The sequence below is a fragment of the Vallitalea okinawensis genome (assembly GCF_002964605.1).
Taxonomy (GTDB): Bacteria; Bacillota; Clostridia; order Lachnospirales; family PQDH01; genus Vallitalea_A; species Vallitalea_A okinawensis.
Map to the genome: position 1 here is coordinate 471,516 of NZ_PQDH01000003.1, position 20,376 is coordinate 491,891.

The 20,376-nt window shown below is 34.0% G+C and carries 13 protein-coding genes; 2 read left to right on the forward strand and 11 right to left on the reverse strand.

All coding sequences use genetic code 11. The features are described 5' to 3' along the window. Nucleotides 1-127 precede the first annotated feature (127 nt). From C1Y58_RS11660 to C1Y58_RS11695, 8 genes are all read right to left on the reverse strand, one after another. A complete protein-coding gene (locus tag C1Y58_RS11660; protein WP_105616215.1) occupies nucleotides 128-1,735 on the reverse strand; it encodes a type 2 periplasmic-binding domain-containing protein in 1,608 nt (535 codons plus the stop codon). A 41-nt stretch (nucleotides 1,736-1,776) separates the two neighbouring features. Then, nucleotides 1,777-2,697, reverse strand: coding sequence for a carbohydrate ABC transporter permease (locus C1Y58_RS11665; protein ID WP_105616216.1), 921 nt, complete (start codon nucleotides 2,695-2,697; stop codon nucleotides 1,777-1,779). A gap of 20 nt (nucleotides 2,698-2,717) precedes the next feature. Then, a complete protein-coding gene (locus tag C1Y58_RS11670) occupies nucleotides 2,718-3,662 on the reverse strand; it encodes an ABC transporter permease (RefSeq protein WP_105616217.1) in 945 nt (314 codons plus the stop codon). Nucleotides 3,663-4,026: 364 nt separating this feature from the next. Next, on the reverse strand, nucleotides 4,027-6,345 hold the full coding sequence (locus C1Y58_RS11675) for a glycoside hydrolase family 65 protein (protein WP_105616218.1): 2,319 nt from the start codon (nucleotides 6,343-6,345) through the stop codon (nucleotides 4,027-4,029). Between the two features lie 37 nt (nucleotides 6,346-6,382). Further along, complete coding sequence (locus C1Y58_RS11680) at nucleotides 6,383-7,312, reverse strand: AraC family transcriptional regulator (RefSeq protein WP_105616219.1); 930 nt, start codon at nucleotides 7,310-7,312, stop codon at nucleotides 6,383-6,385. A gap of 55 nt (nucleotides 7,313-7,367) precedes the next feature. Next, nucleotides 7,368-10,454 carry a glycoside hydrolase family 2 TIM barrel-domain containing protein gene (locus C1Y58_RS11685; RefSeq protein WP_105616220.1) on the reverse strand — a complete coding sequence of 1,029 codons (3,087 nt, stop codon included), beginning with the start codon at nucleotides 10,452-10,454 and terminating at the stop codon, nucleotides 7,368-7,370. Between the two features lie 40 nt (nucleotides 10,455-10,494). Next, a complete protein-coding gene (locus tag C1Y58_RS11690; protein ID WP_105616221.1) occupies nucleotides 10,495-12,156 on the reverse strand; it encodes a right-handed parallel beta-helix repeat-containing protein in 1,662 nt (553 codons plus the stop codon). After that, nucleotides 12,153-13,052 (reverse strand): DMT family transporter, encoded by a 900-nt coding sequence (locus C1Y58_RS11695; protein WP_170311580.1) that lies wholly within the window; start codon nucleotides 13,050-13,052, stop codon nucleotides 12,153-12,155. Before C1Y58_RS11695 ends, C1Y58_RS11690 begins: the two co-directional genes overlap by 4 nt. A gap of 517 nt (nucleotides 13,053-13,569) precedes the next feature. Between C1Y58_RS11695 and C1Y58_RS11700 the strand changes: the two genes are divergently transcribed. Continuing rightward, complete coding sequence (locus C1Y58_RS11700) at nucleotides 13,570-14,865, forward strand: Gfo/Idh/MocA family protein (protein ID WP_105616223.1); 1,296 nt, start codon at nucleotides 13,570-13,572, stop codon at nucleotides 14,863-14,865. Nucleotides 14,866-14,908: 43 nt separating this feature from the next. On the opposite strand, the gene C1Y58_RS11705 is transcribed toward C1Y58_RS11700, so the two are convergent. Next, on the reverse strand, nucleotides 14,909-15,439 hold the full coding sequence (locus C1Y58_RS11705) for a cob(I)yrinic acid a,c-diamide adenosyltransferase (protein WP_105616224.1): 531 nt from the start codon (nucleotides 15,437-15,439) through the stop codon (nucleotides 14,909-14,911). Nucleotides 15,440-15,621: 182 nt separating this feature from the next. Next, a complete protein-coding gene (locus C1Y58_RS11710) occupies nucleotides 15,622-16,284 on the reverse strand; it encodes a single-stranded DNA-binding protein (RefSeq protein ID WP_105616225.1) in 663 nt (220 codons plus the stop codon). 538 nt (nucleotides 16,285-16,822) lie between these two features. On the opposite strand from C1Y58_RS11710, the gene C1Y58_RS11715 reads away from it, so the two are divergent. Continuing rightward, the gene (locus C1Y58_RS11715) at nucleotides 16,823-19,789 is read left to right on the forward strand and encodes a vitamin B12-dependent ribonucleotide reductase (RefSeq protein ID WP_105616226.1); all 2,967 of its coding nucleotides are present in this window, start codon (nucleotides 16,823-16,825) and stop codon (nucleotides 19,787-19,789) included. Between the two features lie 54 nt (nucleotides 19,790-19,843). On the opposite strand, the gene C1Y58_RS11720 is transcribed toward C1Y58_RS11715, so the two are convergent. Further along, a complete protein-coding gene (locus C1Y58_RS11720; protein WP_105616227.1) occupies nucleotides 19,844-20,287 on the reverse strand; it encodes a GbsR/MarR family transcriptional regulator in 444 nt (147 codons plus the stop codon). Nucleotides 20,288-20,376 lie beyond the last annotated feature (89 nt).

The window sequence follows — 20,376 nt, forward strand, 5'->3', positions numbered from 1 at the left end:
ATTTTGATATTTTTGAATTGTCTTTATATGGGATGAGAATGCCTAGATTGTCGCCATCCTTAAGTGAAAGAAAACACCCCAGATCCTGTTAAAATCTGGAGTGTTATTAATTTACTTATTAATGATATTATTTTGTACCTAGTTCCTCGCTTAATGATTGATAAGTAGTTGATAGATATTCGTTCAGTTGAGCTAAACCTATCTCTTCAGCTATTGTTATCATTTCATTATAAACCTTATCAAACTCTTCCTGAGTTTCTGCTGTTCCTAGTAGACTTAGATACTCACTTTCCAAATCAGATAAATCATTCATAATGATTCTTTCATCTGAACCAGACTTTGGATAACATAAATAGACAACATTGGACCAGTTAGCACGTTGGGTTGCATCCTTGTAGATTTCTTTTGTTGCAGGAGTTGCATTAGCGTAGAAGTTGTTAGATTCTCTTATGTAGTCTGTAGCAGCAACTAAGAAGGATACTGGTGTATATAGAGCATCTTTATTTCCAGATTCAAGAGCTTCTGTGAATTTAGGTAATGGCGCAAATCCCCCATCATCAAGCAATTCCCAATCTTCCCCCTGAACTCCCATCATCGTGGTGATTTGATTAACAGGTTCTTTAGCCCAACGCATAAATTTGATAGCAGTTTCAGGATCTTGACATTCTTGAGTTATAAAGAGTCCAGACCAACCTGAAACACCTAGCGTATAGTTCCAATCTTCCATTAAAGGAACTTGAACAAAACTTGCATTCTCATCTACTGACTTCACCATACCTGTGAATGTTTGATCATCATTACCTGCATAGTGAGTAATGATAAATGCATTTCCATTAGATGCATATTGGAAAATCTGATCATCATTTTCGTAAGTAAAATTTTCTTTAAGTAAGTAACCATTCTTATATAGCTCATTAAACGTTAACATGAAATCGTAGTATTTAGGATCAGACATGACATGGGAGTAATTACCATTTTCATCAGTAGGCATACCATAATCAATACCTACTAACTGAGCTATACTACCTAATTCACGTGGATTGAATACCATAGGTACCATATCAGGGTATTTCTCTTTAACTTGACTCAATACTTCATAGAATTCTTCCTTATTATTCATTGAAGGTGATCCAAGGGCTTTATAGATGTCTTCTCTCATATGCATTTGACCAAAGTTTGGTCCTACTGTTTCTGAAGTTAATATTTGATCAATAGTATTGAACTCATTTCTTAACATATAAAAGTTATCATCTTCACTATAATAAGAGTTAATATTCTTTTCGATCTCAGGAATCTCCCAGTCAGGTGCATACTGAGCAATTAATTCATTATAAGCATAACTGATATCAGATCTTGAAAGTTTACTTTGTTTAGCACTACTACCTGTCATGATAAGATCTGGTAGATCACCAGAAGCTAACATGAGATTCAATTGTTCTGAATCAGTGGCTTTAATAAAATCAAATGATACCCCTGTTAATCTCTCAATTTCTTTTCCTGTAATACCATCTAGGTTATCATAAGGTAACCATGTACAGTCAGCAAAAAAAGTGAACTTCACTGGATTATTTGGATCTGGATAAGGACTATCAGATTTACTCTCACTCAATTCACTTTTTTCAGAAGTGGATGGTGTTGATGAAGATGGATCATCTTCATTCCCTCCACATGCGACGGTAGAAAAAATAAGCATTGCTGCTAATATTAATGATAAAACTCGTTTAAGATTACACATTTTAAGACCCCTCTCTTAATTAGATATTGAAGAATTTATACCTATCCTTTAACAGCTCCTAACATAACACCTTTTACAAAGTATTTCTGCAGGAACGGATAAACTAAAATAATTGGAAGAACTGCTATAATCATGGCTGCCATCTGCACTGACTGAGATGTTACCTGACTATATTTTGCAGCAGCCATTTGTGAAGCATTTGAAGCTGATGTATCTATTTGATTTCTCATGATCACATCTCTCATTAAATAGGCTAATGTTCGAAGCTCTTTTCTAGCTGGAGCATAGAAGGCTGTATCTGTCCAAGCATTCCACTGTCCAACTGCAGCAAATAAGGATATGGTGGCCATAAGTGGTTTTGACAATGGTATGATAATTCGAGTATAGATTGTTATATCTTTAGCACCGTCTAATGTTGCAGATTCATATAAGTCAAATGGTATCTCCCTAAAGAATGCCACTGCTAAAAGACAATAATAGATACTGAACATTGTTGGTATAACATAAACTAAAAAAGTATTGAGTAAACCTAATGCCCTCAATGTAAGATAATAGGGTATCAACCCACCACTAAAATACATACAAACTAGTAACATGATGCCATAGTATTTTTTAAAAAGAAGACCTGGAAAAGATAAGCCATAGGCAACCATACATGTGAAAAAGACACAAAGACAGGTCCCTATAACCGTTTTGGCCACTGATACAAATATGGCATTTATCCATGAAGCATCCGATAAGAATTGTTTATAATTATCTAATGTAAAGGTTCTAGGCCAAAAATAAATGCCTCCCTTTGTTGCATCTATTCCTTCATTAAATGATAGTACAATGGTGTAATAAAAGGGATATAACGTTATAACTAAAACAATAATCATAAAGATGAATATAGTAGTATCAATGATACGATCTTCTAATGTAGGTTTAATTATATTCTTTGCTTTTTTCTTAAAAAACAACATAATGCCTCCCCCCTTGCTGGCTAAAATAATGACGTATTAGACAATTTTTTCGAAATAGTATTAGCAGATAAGACAAGAATGAAAGATATGATCGACTGTATTAATCCTGCTGCTGCTGCAAAGGAATATCTTCCAAGCCCCAAACCTTTTTTATAGACATATACTTCAATAATCTCCGACCTTGAAATATTCATGGAATTCCCAAGTAACAGTGCCTGTTCAAAGTTGGCTGAACTTAAGAGACCACCAATTGCTAGTATGAGTAAAATGGAAATAGCTCCCTTGATTGATGGTAAAGTAATGTACCATATCCTTTGGAGTCTTCCAGCTCCATCAATATGTGCACTTTCATACAATGTAGGATCAATACCTGCTATTGCTGCAAGGTAAATGATAGCATTCCATCCCATCTCTTTCCATACCTCACTACTCACAGCTAAACCATAATAGTATTCTGCTTCCATTAAAATAGGTATTGGTTCATCAACTATACCCCAATTCACTAATATTTCATTGAAAACCCCTCTTGTTGTTGAAAAAAAGGAAAATAAAATGCCTGTTACAATTACCCAAGAAATAAAGTGTGGTAAGTAACTTACAGTCTGAACAATTCGTTTGAAACCATTCCCTTTCATCTCTGAAAGCATAATTGCAAACATAATCGGTAGCGGGAACGAAAATATAAGCTTCAATACACTAATCATCAATGTATTTCTTAACAATGTCTCAAATTTACGATCAGTAAAAAACTGTATGAAATATTTAAACCCTGCAAATTCTCCAGTAAACATCCCCAGAAAACCAGATCGTATATCATACTCTTTGAATGCAACAACAATCCCTAGCATCGGAACTACACTAAATATTAATAGAAATAATAGACCTAACCAAACAAAAATATGCATGGTATACTGTTTTTTAAACTTTTTAAAAGTTTCATTTTTGGTTACAACTTTTGTTTTCATTTTGTCAACTCCCCAAAATCATGTACCCATTTATTATCAACTTCACATTGTTTTTTTCAATCTATCTTTTTATGTAAAAATTATAGCAATTTAATTAATTAAAGTATATTTAAAAAAACTAGATACTTATAAAAAAACGATTATTTCTACATAGCTGCTCCTATTTTTAACATGCAATAACCTACAGGTAATTTGTTTACTTCGTCAACCAGTCTGATTATAAATATGATTTACTTATAATTATTGACTATTTAGTCCTTCTAATCACTTCTTATATCTGTTATTTTTAACTAATAATCACACACTAAACCCTCAGACACCTATACATGCATATTTTCGATGTAGAATAACAAAAACGACTTTGTTATTCTACTCGAAGGCTTTTGCCATTGATGATAATGTCTATTCCCTTACCAGATAATAATTCTACACTCACTTCATTTTCACAGTTTACCTGAATCTGAAGTTGGCTGCCGTGAAAATGTATTTTAAAAATGACTTCTTTCCATTGAGGAGGCATTTCAGGATCAATACATAATTGATTCTCTTTATTGATGCTAATTCCAGCAAAACCAAACACAACTGTTTTCCAAACCCCACCTGCATTAGCAGCATGAATGCCTTCTCTTGTGTTCTTTTGTAAGTCTAGCAAGTCAATAAAAGCGGCACGTCTCAAATAGCGGTAAGCCATCGCTGTTCTACCAACCCTCAGTCCCATTATCGCATAAATACTGGGGGAAAGAGATGACCCATGCATGGTTCGCTTTTCATAGTAATCATAATTCACTCGTTGTGTTTCTTTGTCAAACTCACTACCCAATAAATACATGAGCATCACAACATCCGCTTGCTTGATTAACTGTGTTTCACTTAGTCGTACACTCTTTAAGATTTGGGGTCTAACTGGCATATCCTTTTCATTATATTCTTCAATAATTGCCTCAGTAAGATCAAAATATCCCTCAAATTGTTCAAATAATGTACCATCTTTGCCTTTTGGAAGATAAACATGCTCCTTTACCTTCTGCCATAATTCAAGTTCTTTATCATGAAGGCTAATTTTTGCAGTAATGCGTCTGTACTCTTGTGGATGCTCACTTTTTAACATTTTGATTAATGATAGTCCTACTTGGATATTCCATTTTGCCATATAATTTGTGTAACAATTGTTGTCAACCGGCTCATGCCACTCGTCTGGACCTGTTACATCAAAAATCTCATATCGGTTACTTTCATGATTGTACTCGAACCTACTGCTCCAAAATCGAGCAGTTTCAAGAATGATTTCAGCACCATATTGGAGTAGATAGTCCATATCATTTGTAATCTGATAGTAATTATATGCTCCAAAAGCAACATCAGCTGTTACATGATGCTCATATTTTGCAACATAACAAGGATAACAACTTCCATCCGGCATGATCGTCCAATCAGGACATTCTTCTTCACCTGTATCAGCAGACTCCCAGGGGTATTTTGCTCCTAAAAATCCATTTTCCTGTGCATTTTTTCGAGCTGCATCTAATAGGTGATATCGGTATTTGACAAGATTAGATGCTGTATTTGGGAAAACATACGTAAAGAAAGGCAACATAAAGAGTTCAGTATCCCAAAATGCGTGACCGCCGTATTCCTCACCATGTAAAAGTTTTGCACCAATATTAATCCGATCATCCTGTTCACTTGCAGTACTCATTAAGTGATAGATATTGAATCGTATAGCTCTATTGAGTTCTGTATCACCGTTAATCTGAATATCAGCATCATTCCACATTGCATCATAGATTTTTGTATGTCGGTCTAATTCCTCATTAATGGACTTATAGTTAAATTGACTTAGGTCATTTAAAACTGCATCTTTTATTTTTTCTTCGCATACATCTCTGCCTGTATAAAAGCTTGTTAATTTATGTATTTGAATAGTTTTTCCTTCTTCAACAGGACAGTCTACAAACTCAATTGCTTGTTCTCCGAAAGAACCATACTGCCTATTATTAATCAAGTTCTCTCCCTCATCATTAAACAACTTGATCTTGCATCCTGTTCCAATGTGCATTCCAAAATCTCTAGTTTTGACCTCAATATACTCTCCATCATCTAATAAAGAACCATTCTCAACCAAAGCTGTATGCTTCACTTTAAACCTTGGCGCATCGCAAAAGTTCACAACAGATCCATCAATTATATTCTCTACTTCAAGTATTCCGTTATAGTTGATAGGTGTCACATACAGTTTAATAGCGCCTAAATGGATGTTATATCTACTGACAAAGCGCAAACCTTCTATAAGCGTTTCTCTCCCATATTCATCACGCAACCTTATTCTTTTAAAAAGAATTGATTTTTTAATATCCAGCGCTCTAGAAAATTCTAAGATTTCACACTCATCAACACTTAGAAGTTGCTTATCAATATATAACTTTATCCCTAGCCAATTAGGCATATTGGCCAGTTCACGCATGAATGTTTCTGACTTATCAAAAACACCATTAATGTAAGTACATGGTATACTAACACGAGTGCCTTCTTCATGAGCTCCTCTTGTCCCCATATACCCATTGGCTAGGCAAAAAAGACTTTCATATTGTAAATTAGTTTTAGGATCGTAATGATCCTGACGAATAATCCATTCATCAGAACTCATTAAGCCATTAATAGCCTGTGAATATAAATCTCTGATCATTCTATAATCCCTTCCTTCCCTATTGTTATCAACATAATCAATGAATCCCTAATTCACTTCTCAAATCAGCTCTTAATGTTGCTGGTGGTTCTCCCTCGTATTTCTTTACAGTTCTACTAAAATAATTTTGATTCTCGAAGCCAACCATAAAAGCAATCTGTTCGATGGTTAAATCTGGTTCTAGCATAAGCTCTTTCGCCTTAGATATTCGATACTTGGCAATATACTCTACCAATTTCATTCCAGTTATTTTTTTAAAAATACGACTAGCATGATCAACACATAAATTGGTTGTTAAAGCAACTTCACTGGGTCTTAATTTTCTATAGTAGTTTCTTGCAATATAGTCCTTCATTTGCTCTACCAATACTCTATGATTGGCAGAGCTATAGTTTTCAGCAATTGTCGTTTGATTCAATATGGCTTCTAAGAGTTCTAAGAGATATATCCTCGTACTGATACCAAATGAACTATCTTTTTGAATGTAAGACTTATGCATACTTCTCAAAATCATTTCCACTCGATTAGTATCTTTAATTTTTAGATACTCAGGGAACTCATACCCATTATCAAATTGAGGATCCCTTCTAACATGCTGACCCATAAGAGGTATATTACCAAATAAATTAACGTAATTATCTACCTTATCATAGAAATCGATGATCTTATCAGCATCTTCTCTATAAAAATAATCAAAGTGTACATAATAGAGCTCACCAGGCATTTTTTCGTCCACCCAAAATGAATGAGGTGTATTGGGCCGAATTAAGACCAGAGAACCAGGTATCATTTGATAAGCACTTCCTCCGATTGAAACATGAGCTATACCAGAGAAACAATACATATATTGATGGTCATATATCTTCCGTTGTCGGTTTTTCCACGAGTCACCTCTTTGTAAACCAACTTCGCGAACATATGGGCATATTTCATCAAATTTATATTTCCTTCTACTATTATCTGTCATCTCTCTTCAACCTCCTTCTTATTCAAATCATACCACAAATGGGGTTAAGCTGATCTTAAGAAAAAATGAAATTTGAATAATTTTTTGTAGCTAAAGTCTGAGAATCTTCTAATTGAGGATCGTAAGGTGTAAATGCAAAGGAGAATTCAAAATCTTCAAACTCAACCTTGTAACCTGGTAACTGGTCTTGACCGCAACTAGCACTTCCTAGTCCATTTTGCATATAATCTAAGTTCAATACTGTATAAGGACAACACTTCAGTTCGTTCATATGGCTAGCACTCTCTAGATCTTCTTTTGTATAATTATGGGCAGTGAAGTTAAAAAGTTGATCTGATCTAATAAAAATGCCTTTTTTTCCTGAAACACTTAACCACTTGACATCACATCGATTTCCATTTTCTTGGGGCATAGGGTATGGTGTGTGCATCTCTTCAACCTTGAGCTTATAATGAGAAATTGGACAAGCTTGCTTACTATCAGGATAGGATTCTCCAGGACCTCTTCCATACCACTCTATTAGATTGTTATCCTTATTCAAGTATATTTCCAATCCTATTTTAGGTAGCATTTGGGGAGGGTTGAGTTTTTTATTAATACATGCCCCCTTAACCCTGACTTCCATATCACCATTATTGAATATGTGGTAGATATATTCTACATCATAGCCGAAGGCTTGACTGATAGGAGCATTCACTTCGTTAATGGTTATTAGGACACCTTCATCATTTATCACATAGTTAAAATTATAAGGTCTACCGTAGAATAGGTGAAGATAATATTTATTCTTAAAATCACTCTCTACGTATAAATCATTATCAATAGGCGCTCTCCAAAAATTTAGCTTCATTCCTTTTTCTATAATAGGCATACAATTATAAGTGTACTTCTCAAGCCTACCATGCAACTTATCAAATACTACTTCAAAATCATCTCCCAGGACTTTGAAAATAGTAGCATCTTCATCGATTAATAGTTGATTAGCTTTTTTCCTGAGAGAAGGTTGATGCTTGAAGTGTGGTAACTTGAAATCTGCAGTAGCAATAACATGCCCTTTCTCTGACCATAAAGTTTCATTTTTGTTGACATATTCAATATAGAGTCTATATTCTGCATTGCTAATGATCTCATTAGGCTGAATGGATAAAGCTATATTTCTACTCTCTGAAGGTAAAATATCTAGATCTTCGTTAAACGTTTTTGATATGATTCTATTACCATTAGCAGTAACTTTCCATCTAAGTTCTAAGTGAGTCAAATCAATAAAATCATATTGATTTGTAATCCTAATGATACCTCTTTTGCTATCGACTATTTCAGTTTTTATAGGTTCAATGACCTTTTTATATTCTTTCAGAGCTGGTGATGGTGTTCGATCTGGAAATACTAGACCATCCATGCAAAAATTCGAGTTATGAGGAAAATCGCCATAATCACCACCATATGCATAGTATGTTTTGCCTTCATCATCCTTGCACCTAATTCCGTGATCAATCCATTCCCATATAAAACCACCTTGCAACCGTTCATACTCTCTGAATACCTGCTGATGTTCCAACAACCCTCCTGGTCCATTACCCATGGCATGACCATACTCACAGATTATATGTGGTTTATGTCCTTCTTTAGCCCCAATATCTTTTAACCCTTCAAGTCTTGTATACATCGTACTATACACATCCGCAATGACAGCTTGACGGTCTTCTTCATAATGAATTAAGCGGCTGCTATCTATTCCTCTTATTGCTTTAGCCATTTCATGAAAATTCCCACCAAAGCCTGCTTCATTGCCAAGTGACCACATGATAATACATGGATAGTTTTTATCTCGATTAACTAATCTAACTGCTCGATCAACATAAGCATCTGTCCATTGACTATGTCCAGATAACCAATCATAATGCCCAACCTCTTGAAAGCCATTACATTCAAGATCTGCTTCATCAATAACGTACAAACCGTATTGATCACATAATTCATAGAAATAAGGCATATTTGGGTAGTGAGATGTTCTGACGGCATTGATATTATGTTGTTTCATTAATACAATATCTTGTAACATATCTTCATTTGATACTGTTCTACCATTATCACAATTGAAGTCATGGCGATTAACACCATTTAGCAAAATAGCCCTATTATTCACATAGAAGTTAGATCCTTTTACTTCTATCTTTCTAAAGCCAACATCCTGAGTAATATATTGCTCCCCATGAATACTTTTTAAAGTAATCATTAATGTATAAAGGAAAGGTGATTCAGCTGACCATAGATTAGGGTTTTCAATACTTGTTTTTAATATTAATTGGTTTCCTTTTTCATTCTTTATACAGGAAACTTCTTGTAGACTTGCAATGTTTAAACCATTGTCATCCATTAATAGGGCACTTAAAGTATAATCTTCTTCTTGATGATCAGTATAGTTTTTTATATCTATTATTGTTGAGAGCTCTGCATAGGTTAGGGCATCATTTAGATTCGTTTTGACATGGATATCACTTACACATAGATGAGGTTCATTGACTAACTCAACAGACCTAAATATTCCCGAAAGCCACCACATATCTTGATCTTCCAAGTAGCTTGAATCTGACCACTGATAAACACGGATTGTTATATCGTTTTCACCGACTTTGACATACTTCGTTATATCAAACTCAGATAACATACGACTCCCTTTGCTAAATCCTACTTCAACTCCATTGACCCATATATGGTAGGAGCTATCTACCCCATAGAACCTTAAGATTGATCGATTGGAACACCAATCATCTGTTAATATAAATTGGCGTTTATAGATGCCAGTGGGATTATCTACAGGGACAAATGGTGGGTCTACATGAAAAGGATACAATAAATCTGCGTAATGCATTTGACCATACCCTTTCATCTGCCAACATGATGGTACATTGATAGTATCAAATTCATCTGAAGTAAAGTCAGTCATAAAAAAATCTTTTGGGGAATACTCAGGTGCTTGTAAAAACATGAAATTCCACACCCCATCTAAACTCATTCTATTAGCATTCCCACCTCCTTTGATATCCTTTTCTGTAGTAAAAAAATTGTAATACGCCCTTGAAGGCATTCTATTACGATTTGTTATCTTAGGATTCTCCCAATCCCTTAGTGATCTTTTCATAGATAAGTTCTCCTCTCAATATGCAATAGTAGAAGTCATTTTAATCCCAATTGAAGGATTTTCTCTTATTATTAAAAACAATTTTAGCTTGTGTCTCTATATCATTACCATATATATGTATGGCTGTTGAGTCATCTACTTCAATAGCTGTTGCACAGTTATTAATACAGTTACCATATATTTCAACTTCCTCAGCACTAGAGATATAAATACCGGTGCTTTCACCATTACCATTAATTTGATTATTCTCAATAACCAGATTCTTATGAACACCAACAGCTGATTCATCACATTCAGTTAACACAGCTATTCCACAAGTATTATTATAAGTACCATCTCCATAACCACAGGCTTGGATTATATTATTTCTTATGATAATATCTCTTGTTGATGTCGATTCCCACCAACCTGTTGCGGTATCGATATGAATGCCTGTTCCAGTACAATAACTGAACTTACAGTTTTCTATAATGCAGCCTCTTGTTTGTATTAAGGCCGCCCTAGCGCGAATATCCCTGGCAATGCAATTGACAAAACGAAGCTTTGCACAATCATTAACTTTTGTAAAAACATCTCCACAATGAATTGATGTACTTAGAGGTTTTTCAAATGTAATCTTAACTTGCCATGCTTCACTATCTATCTCTGATCTTTTAATGATATTTTCAGAGAAGCACAATAAATTATTACTTTTACAAAATTCAACACGATCTCCATTAGTTGGAGCATCAAATACCATATCTTGAGTTCCATTTGGATTTAAAATAGTTGATGTAACTATCTTTCGATCCTCTGATATATTAATAATGGATTGATAAAAACCATGAACGTTGATTGCATCATCACCCATTCCTTCAAAATAACAATCCTCAAAATCAATTAGTCCTGAGCAAGATATAAAATGTGTTGCATCAGTCGATGTAGACATGATATGGCTTTCTTTTGGCTTTACTTGGAGATTTCTAAATTGTATATTCTTAGTATAGTGTCCCACTATACCCATGCCAGGATTATTATGTATGGTAACATTCTGAAAAAAGATATTTTCACATTCTAAAAGCTGGAAACAAGGCCGATAGTTACCCACATGCCTTATTACAAGATAGCTACCTATAATAGGCTTCAAAGTGAAGTTTCCCGAAAATTCAACTTTTTGCTTTTCGATGAGCTTTAATGGCGTCATATTTCGAAATTTATATACCTCACCAAGATGTTTCTCTATTGGGTCATAATCCATTATTGCCCATACAGGTTCACCACCTTTTATAGGAAAGTCATCAAATATCTTAACTATTACCTTACTCCCTTCACTCCCTATAACTTCGCCAATAGAGAATGGACTTCTCCACCAGTCAACTGTCAAATTTTTTATGGTTATGTTTTTAGATCCTTTTAGTAACATGGTTTGAATCAATCCGTACATCATAAGAGTTGACCCATTAAAATCAAGGATTATATTATTGCAATTTTCTATAGTAATACCCTTGTTATATGGTATTTCAGACTTACCCCAATGTGTATCATAATCCAGATTCCCAGCCATCAATTCATTAAAATCGTTTTCTGCTTTTTCATCGATAAAATGATAAGTGTCCTTTTCAAACTTGATCGTCACATCTTTTTCTGAACTCATGTTAAGACGCGCTCTTAGTTCTTTTGATGCATCTTGAAAATTGCTATGTCTAATGAGATTATTTTTCACGCGCTATCTCCCACTTTCGCTTTAATTTCTAATATTAAAATTGATGTTAAAAGGATAATTCCCCCTATTATAAGGTTGATTGTTAAATCTTCAAAACCTAAAAAAATTGAAAAAAGGCTTCCAAAAAGTGCTTCTGTAGAAAGTATTACTGCTGCTTTTGTGGATGAAGTTTTTTTCTGCGCTGCTACCTGAATGAAAAAGGCTATACAGGTACTAAAAAGCCCTAAATAAATAATAGGAAGTATTCCTTCTTGAAAATTTGCCACTTTTATCGTATTAAAATCAAATAGCATAAATATGACCATTGACATGACCGTAGCTGTAGCCATTTGTATAAAAGTAAGCTTTTCAGTGTTCATAGTACTAGAACAATAGCCTAGATAGGATATATGGCATGCAAAAAGAAATGCACAAATAATAGTTAATAAATCTCCAATATTAAAAACTAAACCATTCTCAAAAGAATACGTTAGAAAGGATATCCCTATAAGACACAAAAAAGCTGCAATAAACATCTTACTTGATGGCTTTCGTGATGTCATTTTCCAGGATATGAAAGGGACCATGATTACATTTGTTGCAGTTAAAAAAGCATTATTCGAGGGTGTTGTATAAACGAGTCCTAATGTCTGTGAAAAAAAAGCTAAAAATAAAAATGCACCAGCAATAAATCCGTTCTTTAACTCTAATTTCGTAATTTTTTTAATTTTTTTGTTATAAAAACTATACAGTACTATACTTGCAATAAAAAATCTCATAACCATAATTAAACTAGAACTCATCTTTGCATCAATGGCCATCTGAGTTGCTATAAAACCAGTACCCCAAATTATTGCTACAATAATTAGACTAACGTCAGATAAAATAACTGACCTCCTATTTTGATTATTCTTCATATACTCCCTCGCTTTTGTTTCCTTCATTTTTACGACTCATCATCATTAACACTAATAATTTAACTATATCTTTATTAATCTTTTAACCCGTAATAGATATTTGCAACATCACTTTTTCAAGTATATTGCCTTGAAATTTCATGCAATATTACCTATTTGCGTCCTTTATTTGAACTTGTTTAATGACTTTTGACTACTAAATTATAACAAGAACAAAAATCAGTGTACATTAACAAAAACTAAGTTTTTATAAAAAAACGACTTCTTTACTTTTTCACTAAGTTTTATTGCAGAAATATTTTTTATCAAAAGAAATTATATAACGGAAAAGTATATTTTTTTTAGATTTTTATAATACTTTTACTTCAATATAGAGGTATAATGCAAGAAAAGTGAAGACGACACTCTTCTAATAGGAGTTTGTCTGGTAGGAAAGCTTCCTTTGAATTAGCGAAAAGATTACACCGCTCTTAATAGAGATGTATAATAATTATGATATCATGAAGGAGAGATGCAAATGTCCAATATCGTAACAGTTGCAGTTGCAGGATTTGGGTTAAGAGCTCAAGACTATACCGCGTATCAATTCAATACCCCTAATAAAATGAAAGTTGTTGCTATTTCTGATATTGATGAAAATAGGCTTAATTCAGCTGCTGAAAAATTCAATATATCCAATGAGTATTGTTTTTCTTCTGCTGAAGTGATGTTAGAGCAACCCCGTCTTGCTGATGCTATGTTTATTACTACTCAGGATCGTCAACACGTTCCACAAGCAATAAAAGCACTCGAAAAAGGTTATCATATTTTGTTAGAAAAACCGATATCACCCACTCTACAAGATTGCTTATTACTTCAAAGAAAAGCTCACAAGTATGACCGAATCGTAACAGTATGTCATGTTATGAGGTACACTAATTTCTATCAAGAAATTAAAAAAGCAATTGATTCAGGTATTATAGGAGATGTGAAATCCCTTTTAGCCGTAGAGAATGTTGGTTATTTTCATCATGCACATAGTTTTGTAAGAGGTAATTGGAGACGCTCAGATGAAACCAGTCCAATGATCTTAGCCAAAAGCTGCCACGACCTTGACCTTATTCAATGGTTGATCGGTGCAAAATGCATTCATTTGTCTTCCTTTGGTAACCTTAGTCACTTTAATGCTGAAAACGCTCCAGCTGGTTCAGTAGACCGGTGTTTAGATGGGTGTCACTCTAAAGAAAAATGTCCTTACGATGCTGAGAAGATTTATGTACTCGATAAGGTAACAGGTATAAAAAATGGCATATGGAAATGGCCTTGTAATGCTGTTGTGAACAACCCTACAGTAGATTCAATTTATGAGGCATTAAAAAAAGGTCCTTATGGAAGGTGTGTCTATAAGTGTGATAATAATGTTGTAGATCACCAAGTAGTTATAATGGAATTTGATAATGGTACTACGGCTAATTTCACAATGAGCGCCTTCACTGTAAGTGATGGTCGACAGATTAAAATTATGGGTACTTTGGGTGAGATCATTGGAGATATCGATACTTCAAAAGTAAGAATAACACCATTTGGTAAAAAATCTAGACAAATTGATATACAATCTATAACCGGAAGTATCGATAGCCATGCAGGAGGGGATCATCAAATTGTTGATCGTTTCATTAATACATTAAGTTGTAACACTATAACAATGGACACTCTAACATCTATAGATGCTTCTGTACATAGTCATGTTATGGCTCTTGCAGCTGAACACTCTCGATTAAATAATGGCTTATCCATTAACCTCAATGACTTTATTAATTCTATGAATCATTAATTGGACAAAAAAACCCTAAGCTCATGGCTTAGGGTTTTAACAGCTAGTATTCTATTCCTTTACGAGCACCAATTCCTTCTTCGAAGGGATGCTTTGTATCTTCAATGGTAGAAACATAATTTGCACGTTGATAAATTTCTTCTGGTACTTCTCGACCAGTTAATACAACTTCGATTTCAGCTGGCTTATTATCAAGTATATCTATAACCTCATCCATTGGTACGATTTCATTTCGAATAACACCGAGTATTTCATCCAATATTAAGACGTCACATTGACGTGTATCTAATACTTTTCTTGCAAAATTCAATCCGTTTTTAATATCTTCACTTAAATCTTTCTTTTCTTCATCGGTTAAGTTCCAGAAAAAATCTCTTTCTTTTTCAAATCTAAAGAGTTTAAAATGTGGCTCTAAGTTTTTAAGGCTTTCCATCTCACCTGTAGGATTACCCTTAAGGAACTGTATCATAATTACCTTATAACCATGACCTACAGCTCGGACACCTTGCCCAATAGCTGCAGTTGTTTTTCCTTTACCCTTTCCACAGTATACTTGTATCAAACCTTTATCCATCATTGTCCCCTTTCTATAGGTAAGTGCTTACCTATAGATTTATTATAAATGGTATAGGATCATTTTTCAAACAGTTATTTATATTATGCCCTGGACTTATGCAAATTATTCATCATTCACTCACATTTTTTAACTGCCTCCAAATAAAGAAACACCCACTATAACGTGGATGCTTAAAATCATTATAAATCCTTACTTTCTTCCTCACTATTATTTGTTTCTTCGTTAACAATTTCCATCTTCGAAACAGATACTTCATAAGCTGTTTTTTCAATGACATTTTCTTCACTTAGCTTCTTTTGATAAACACGACTTTGAATACGTCCCCACATTTTTATTCGACGTCCTACCTCTAATTTTTCAGCAAAACGAGCATTTCTCCCCCATGCAATTGCAGGAATATAATCTGATTTATTATAAGGTCTATTAACAGCAATTAAGAGGTCTGTTATTTCTCTTCCAAAAGGAGTGGTACGATAAATTGGCTTTTTACACACATATCCATCTAGATAGATAACATTTGGGTTTTTACTTATACTTTCGTCATGAACGATAACTTCCCTTGCAAATACTGAAAGTATTAATCGACTTTTACCATTTTCATGGCGATTATAAGATCTAAATTGACCTTCTACTTCAATGAACTTCCCCTTATAGTCTTGTTTTGGATCTAATAACCGCTCTGAAACGAGTACTCTAATTTTGTCACATGCTTCGCTTAATCTTTCAACATCCATTGTAAAATTGTAAAAGCCTTCCCCATATACCTCATGACTAAATTCAAATCCAGAAGATATCTTTCCAAAAACTTCAACAACGTTGTTTTTTATTACTTGGTCAGCCATTGTCTTTCTCCCTTCATATTTATTCATATGTTTATTACTACAATTCTTATGCAGTTAGTCCTAAATTTAGAAGTGTATTTTTAATATTTTGAAGAGCTTTCTAAGGCGTAAAAAATAATATATCACTATTTATTAAGTTGGATTTAATTAAGAACGTAAGTATAAATCCTATCAATATATATATTTTTAGTGTTTTAAAAAATATTATGTATTTTTCATTCAATTCTGATTATAAAACAAGATATTGATTTTAATTTTATTTATGATACAATATATAGTGTCCGATAATATTATCAAGATTATCCAGCTGACCAATGTAGTCATCCTATGCTACCCTGGAAGTTCAGTACCTTAGGTTAAGTTAGTGACTATATTATGTAAAACGAGAGATAATAAATACTACATATGTACTTAGCTGGAATAGATCTTTGAAACCCAAATTTCATTTATTCATATACAAGAAAATTCATCGTGCCCCAAAGATAACGATGAATTATTCTATCTTAAAATATAAAATACATAAAGATGAGAGGAGCCAATGATGAAGCTTACAGATCTAATTTTTCGTCACTACACAAAAGAACTAGAAGAGGGTAATAAAACTGTTTATGATCTATTTGAATGGAAAACAGTTGATGTACTTATGAAGGATTATAGTACAGGTGATATTATTCTAGACATGAAAAATCTTGAATTCCCTTCACATTATTCACAATCAGCTTGTAATATTATTGCAAGTAAATACTTCAGAAAAAAAGGTGTCCCTAATAAACGTGGATCTGAGTATTCTATGAAACAAGTCGCAGATCGCCTAGTTGGTTTTTGGGCTGAGGCAGCTGTTGATGAAGGGTTAATTGATGAAGATGAGAAGAAAATAGTCTATGATGAATTAAGTTTCATGTTTCTTAATCAAATGTGGGCACCAAATAGTCCTCAATGGTTCAATACTGGTCTAAAGTTAGCTTATGATATTGATGCCCGTGCTCAAGGTCATTATTACTTCGATGAAAAAGAAGGACGAGCTACCTTATCCAAAGATGGATACACTCGTACACAAGGCTCCGCATGTTTTATTGTTAGTGTAGAAGATTCATTGCTTGGTAATAAATCCCTTACAGATCAATTAACAGTTGAAACGCGTTTATTCAAATATGGATCAGGTGTTGGTAGTAACTGGTCATCTATACGAGCTGCTGGTGAGCCCCTTTCTGGCGGCGGTAAATCATCAGGATTACTAAGCTTCCTTAAAGTTTTTGATCGCAATGCAGGTGCTATTAAATCTGGAGGTACGACTCGTCGTGCAGCTAAGATGAATATCCTTGATCTAAATCATCCTGAAATTGTTGACTATATAGAATGGAAGTCTAAAGAAGAAAGTAAAGTTCGTGATTTAGGCAAAATGGGTTATTCAACACATTTTGAAGGTGAAGCCTACGAAACAGTATCTGGCCAAAATGCAAATAACTCTGTTCGAATTCCTAACACTTTTATGACAAAACTTGATGAAGAAGATGCAAATTGGTCACTTCAGGGTCGTTTTGATAAAGAATTTACAAAAGAAGTATCTGTAGATGGTTTATGGAATCATATTGCTGATGCTGCTTGGACTTGTGGTGATCCTGGGGTTCAATATGATGATATCATAAACGACTGGCATACATGTCCTGCTGGTGAAGATGGTCAATATAACGCAAAACACAATCGTATTAATGCGTCAAATCCTTGCTCTGAATACATGTTTTTAGATGATACAGCTTGTAACTTAGCCAGCATCAATATTGCCAAATTCTATGATTCTGAAACAACTAGATTTGACATCGATGGTTATCTTCATGCTATTAAATTGATACAAATTGTATTAGAAACTACTATTCATTGGGGTCAATTCCCAACTGAAGATATAGCTCGTAAATCCTATCGTTTTAGAACTACCGGACTTGGTTTAACTAACCTTGGATATACATTTATGACCATGGCAATACCATATGATTCTGAAGATGCAAGAACTTTTGCTGCCTCTGTAATGAGTATTCTAACAGGTTATTCTTATTATATTTCATCGCTATTTGCTAGAAAGGTAGGACCTTTTGAATGCTATGAGAATAACGCTCCACATATGTTACGTGTTATTAATAATCATGCTCGTATAGCTAATTACAATAGCGCTGACATGGAATTTGAAGGATTAAGCTATGATCCTGTTCGTATTAATCATAAGTTATTATCCGATCTTGGATTTAATAATATATCAAATACTTTAAAGAAAGTATGGAAAGACACACTTGCATCTGGTGAAAAATATGGCTTTAGGAATGCACAGGTATCCGTGTTAGCCCCTACAGGCACTATTGCTTTTGCTATGGATTGTGCCACAACTTCATCAGAACCTTTCTTTAGTCATGTTGTTTATAAGAAGCTAATTGGTGGCGGCAGCATGGAGATTGTTAATCCAGCTATCCCTATTGCATTAAAGAAGCTTGGGTATGATGAAGTCCAAATCACAGAAATAGTTAATTATGTGATGGAAAAAGCTGATATGGGTGGCTATGAAATGATTAGAGATGGTAAGATCGAAGGCACTCCATATTTGAAGGAAGAGCATTTTTCAGTATTTGATACTGCTAATAAATGTGGTTCTGGTCATCGCTTCATTCCACCAGAAGGTCATGTACGCATGATGGCTGCATTAATGCCAAATGTATCTGGCGCTATTAGTAAGACTGTTAACTTACCTAACCACGCCACTGTTGAAGACATTAAAGAGATTTACTACATGTCATGGAAATTAGGCGTAAAAGCTATTGCTCTTTATCGTGACGGTTGTAAAGCTTCCCAACCATTAAATTCAACTATGATTGAAGAAAAAGAGGGAAAATTAGATGACCTAACCTATAATGAGTTACTTCATTATGCTAAACACCAACGTGAGAAAGATTATAAACCTATACGTAAAAAGCCTCAAGGTATTCGAACAGCCCATGTTCATGAAGCAGAAATGGCTGGTCTTAAACTTTATATAACAACTTCTTTCTTTGATAATGGACGCTTAGGCGAAATATATATATCAGCAGGAAGACAAGGTTCATTAATCAAAGGATTATTAGATAGTTTATCAACTACTATTTCAGAGATGCTGCAGTATGGCGTACCTCCTAAAGATATTGCTAGAATGTATCGGGGACAAAAATACGAACCTAGTGGTTTTGTTACAAGTCACCCTTATATTAAAAATGCTGACTCAATTTCTGATCTAATAAGTAAAATCATTGATATTGAGCTTGGGGATTTTACTTACTGCCAGATTAAACCTGAGCAAGATCATGAAACTGTAAAGATTCCTGTAGCTACTGCTAACAATGAAATCACTGCTACTATCGATGATAGTCATGTTAAAGCTGAAGTCATCTATGGTGAGGTTTGTCCTAATTGTAAAAGTACAAAAATGGTGAAAAACGGTACGTGTAAAGTATGCACTGAGTGTGGATCTACTACTGGATGTAGTTAATATGTATAAAGGGATATCTCAAAATTTGAGATATCCCTTGTTTAATTGAAAATATTATAGCAATTTGTTAATGTGTTTAATAAGATCTGTGAAAAAGGTTATTTCTTCCTTCAACCTTAAGCCATCAATCTGATTCTCTATTTTATAAGACTCAATCTTTTCTAAATTTACCTTCATACGTTCAAGATATGTTATAAAAGACTTTGTACTTTCTATACCTGGTTTAGTCTTTATACGATAGAACTTTTTCCGTATACCTCTTTTTGTGAAAACTTCTATTCTGCCCAAAGCGATTAAGTTATTCACAGCTTTACTTGTTGCACCTTTGCTAAGAAGTAATAACTGTTGAATTTCATCAAAATGCAATTCACTAGACTCCCAGACCATTAATAATGCATAGACACGAGCCGCTGAAGGTAAATAACCTGATTGTTCTAAAAATAAACCGAACTCTTCTATTAAATCATAAGCTTTTTCCAATTGCTTCTCATTTCTCATTATGTTCACTCCTCAATGAACATAACGTTACCATAAAATGCCTCATTTTTCAAGCAGAAAAAAGCAATCTCCACTCAAAATACCTTTGC

What these genes read in the sequence shown, in the direction of transcription:
- C1Y58_RS11660 (WP_105616215.1), bottom strand. Translation starts at nt 1,735, where the DNA reads ATGTGTAATCTTAAACGAGTTTTATCATTAATATTAGCAGCAATGCTT.
- C1Y58_RS11665 (WP_105616216.1), bottom strand. Translation starts at nt 2,697, where the DNA reads ATGTTGTTTTTTAAGAAAAAAGCAAAGAATATAATTAAACCTACATTA.
- C1Y58_RS11670 (WP_105616217.1), bottom strand. Translation starts at nt 3,662, where the DNA reads ATGAAAACAAAAGTTGTAACCAAAAATGAAACTTTTAAAAAGTTTAAA.
- C1Y58_RS11675 (WP_105616218.1), bottom strand. Translation starts at nt 6,345, where the DNA reads ATGATCAGAGATTTATATTCACAGGCTATTAATGGCTTAATGAGTTCT.
- C1Y58_RS11680 (WP_105616219.1), bottom strand. Translation starts at nt 7,312, where the DNA reads ATGACAGATAATAGTAGAAGGAAATATAAATTTGATGAAATATGCCCA.
- C1Y58_RS11685 (WP_105616220.1), bottom strand. Translation starts at nt 10,454, where the DNA reads ATGAAAAGATCACTAAGGGATTGGGAGAATCCTAAGATAACAAATCGT.
- C1Y58_RS11695 (WP_170311580.1), bottom strand. Translation starts at nt 13,052, where the DNA reads ATGAAGAATAATCAAAATAGGAGGTCAGTTATTTTATCTGACGTTAGT.
- C1Y58_RS11700 (WP_105616223.1), top strand. Translation starts at nt 13,570, where the DNA reads ATGTCCAATATCGTAACAGTTGCAGTTGCAGGATTTGGGTTAAGAGCT.
- C1Y58_RS11705 (WP_105616224.1), bottom strand. Translation starts at nt 15,439, where the DNA reads ATGGATAAAGGTTTGATACAAGTATACTGTGGAAAGGGTAAAGGAAAA.
- C1Y58_RS11710 (WP_105616225.1), bottom strand. Translation starts at nt 16,284, where the DNA reads ATGGCTGACCAAGTAATAAAAAACAACGTTGTTGAAGTTTTTGGAAAG.
- C1Y58_RS11715 (WP_105616226.1), top strand. Translation starts at nt 16,823, where the DNA reads ATGATGAAGCTTACAGATCTAATTTTTCGTCACTACACAAAAGAACTA.
- C1Y58_RS11720 (WP_105616227.1), bottom strand. Translation starts at nt 20,287, where the DNA reads ATGAGAAATGAGAAGCAATTGGAAAAAGCTTATGATTTAATAGAAGAG.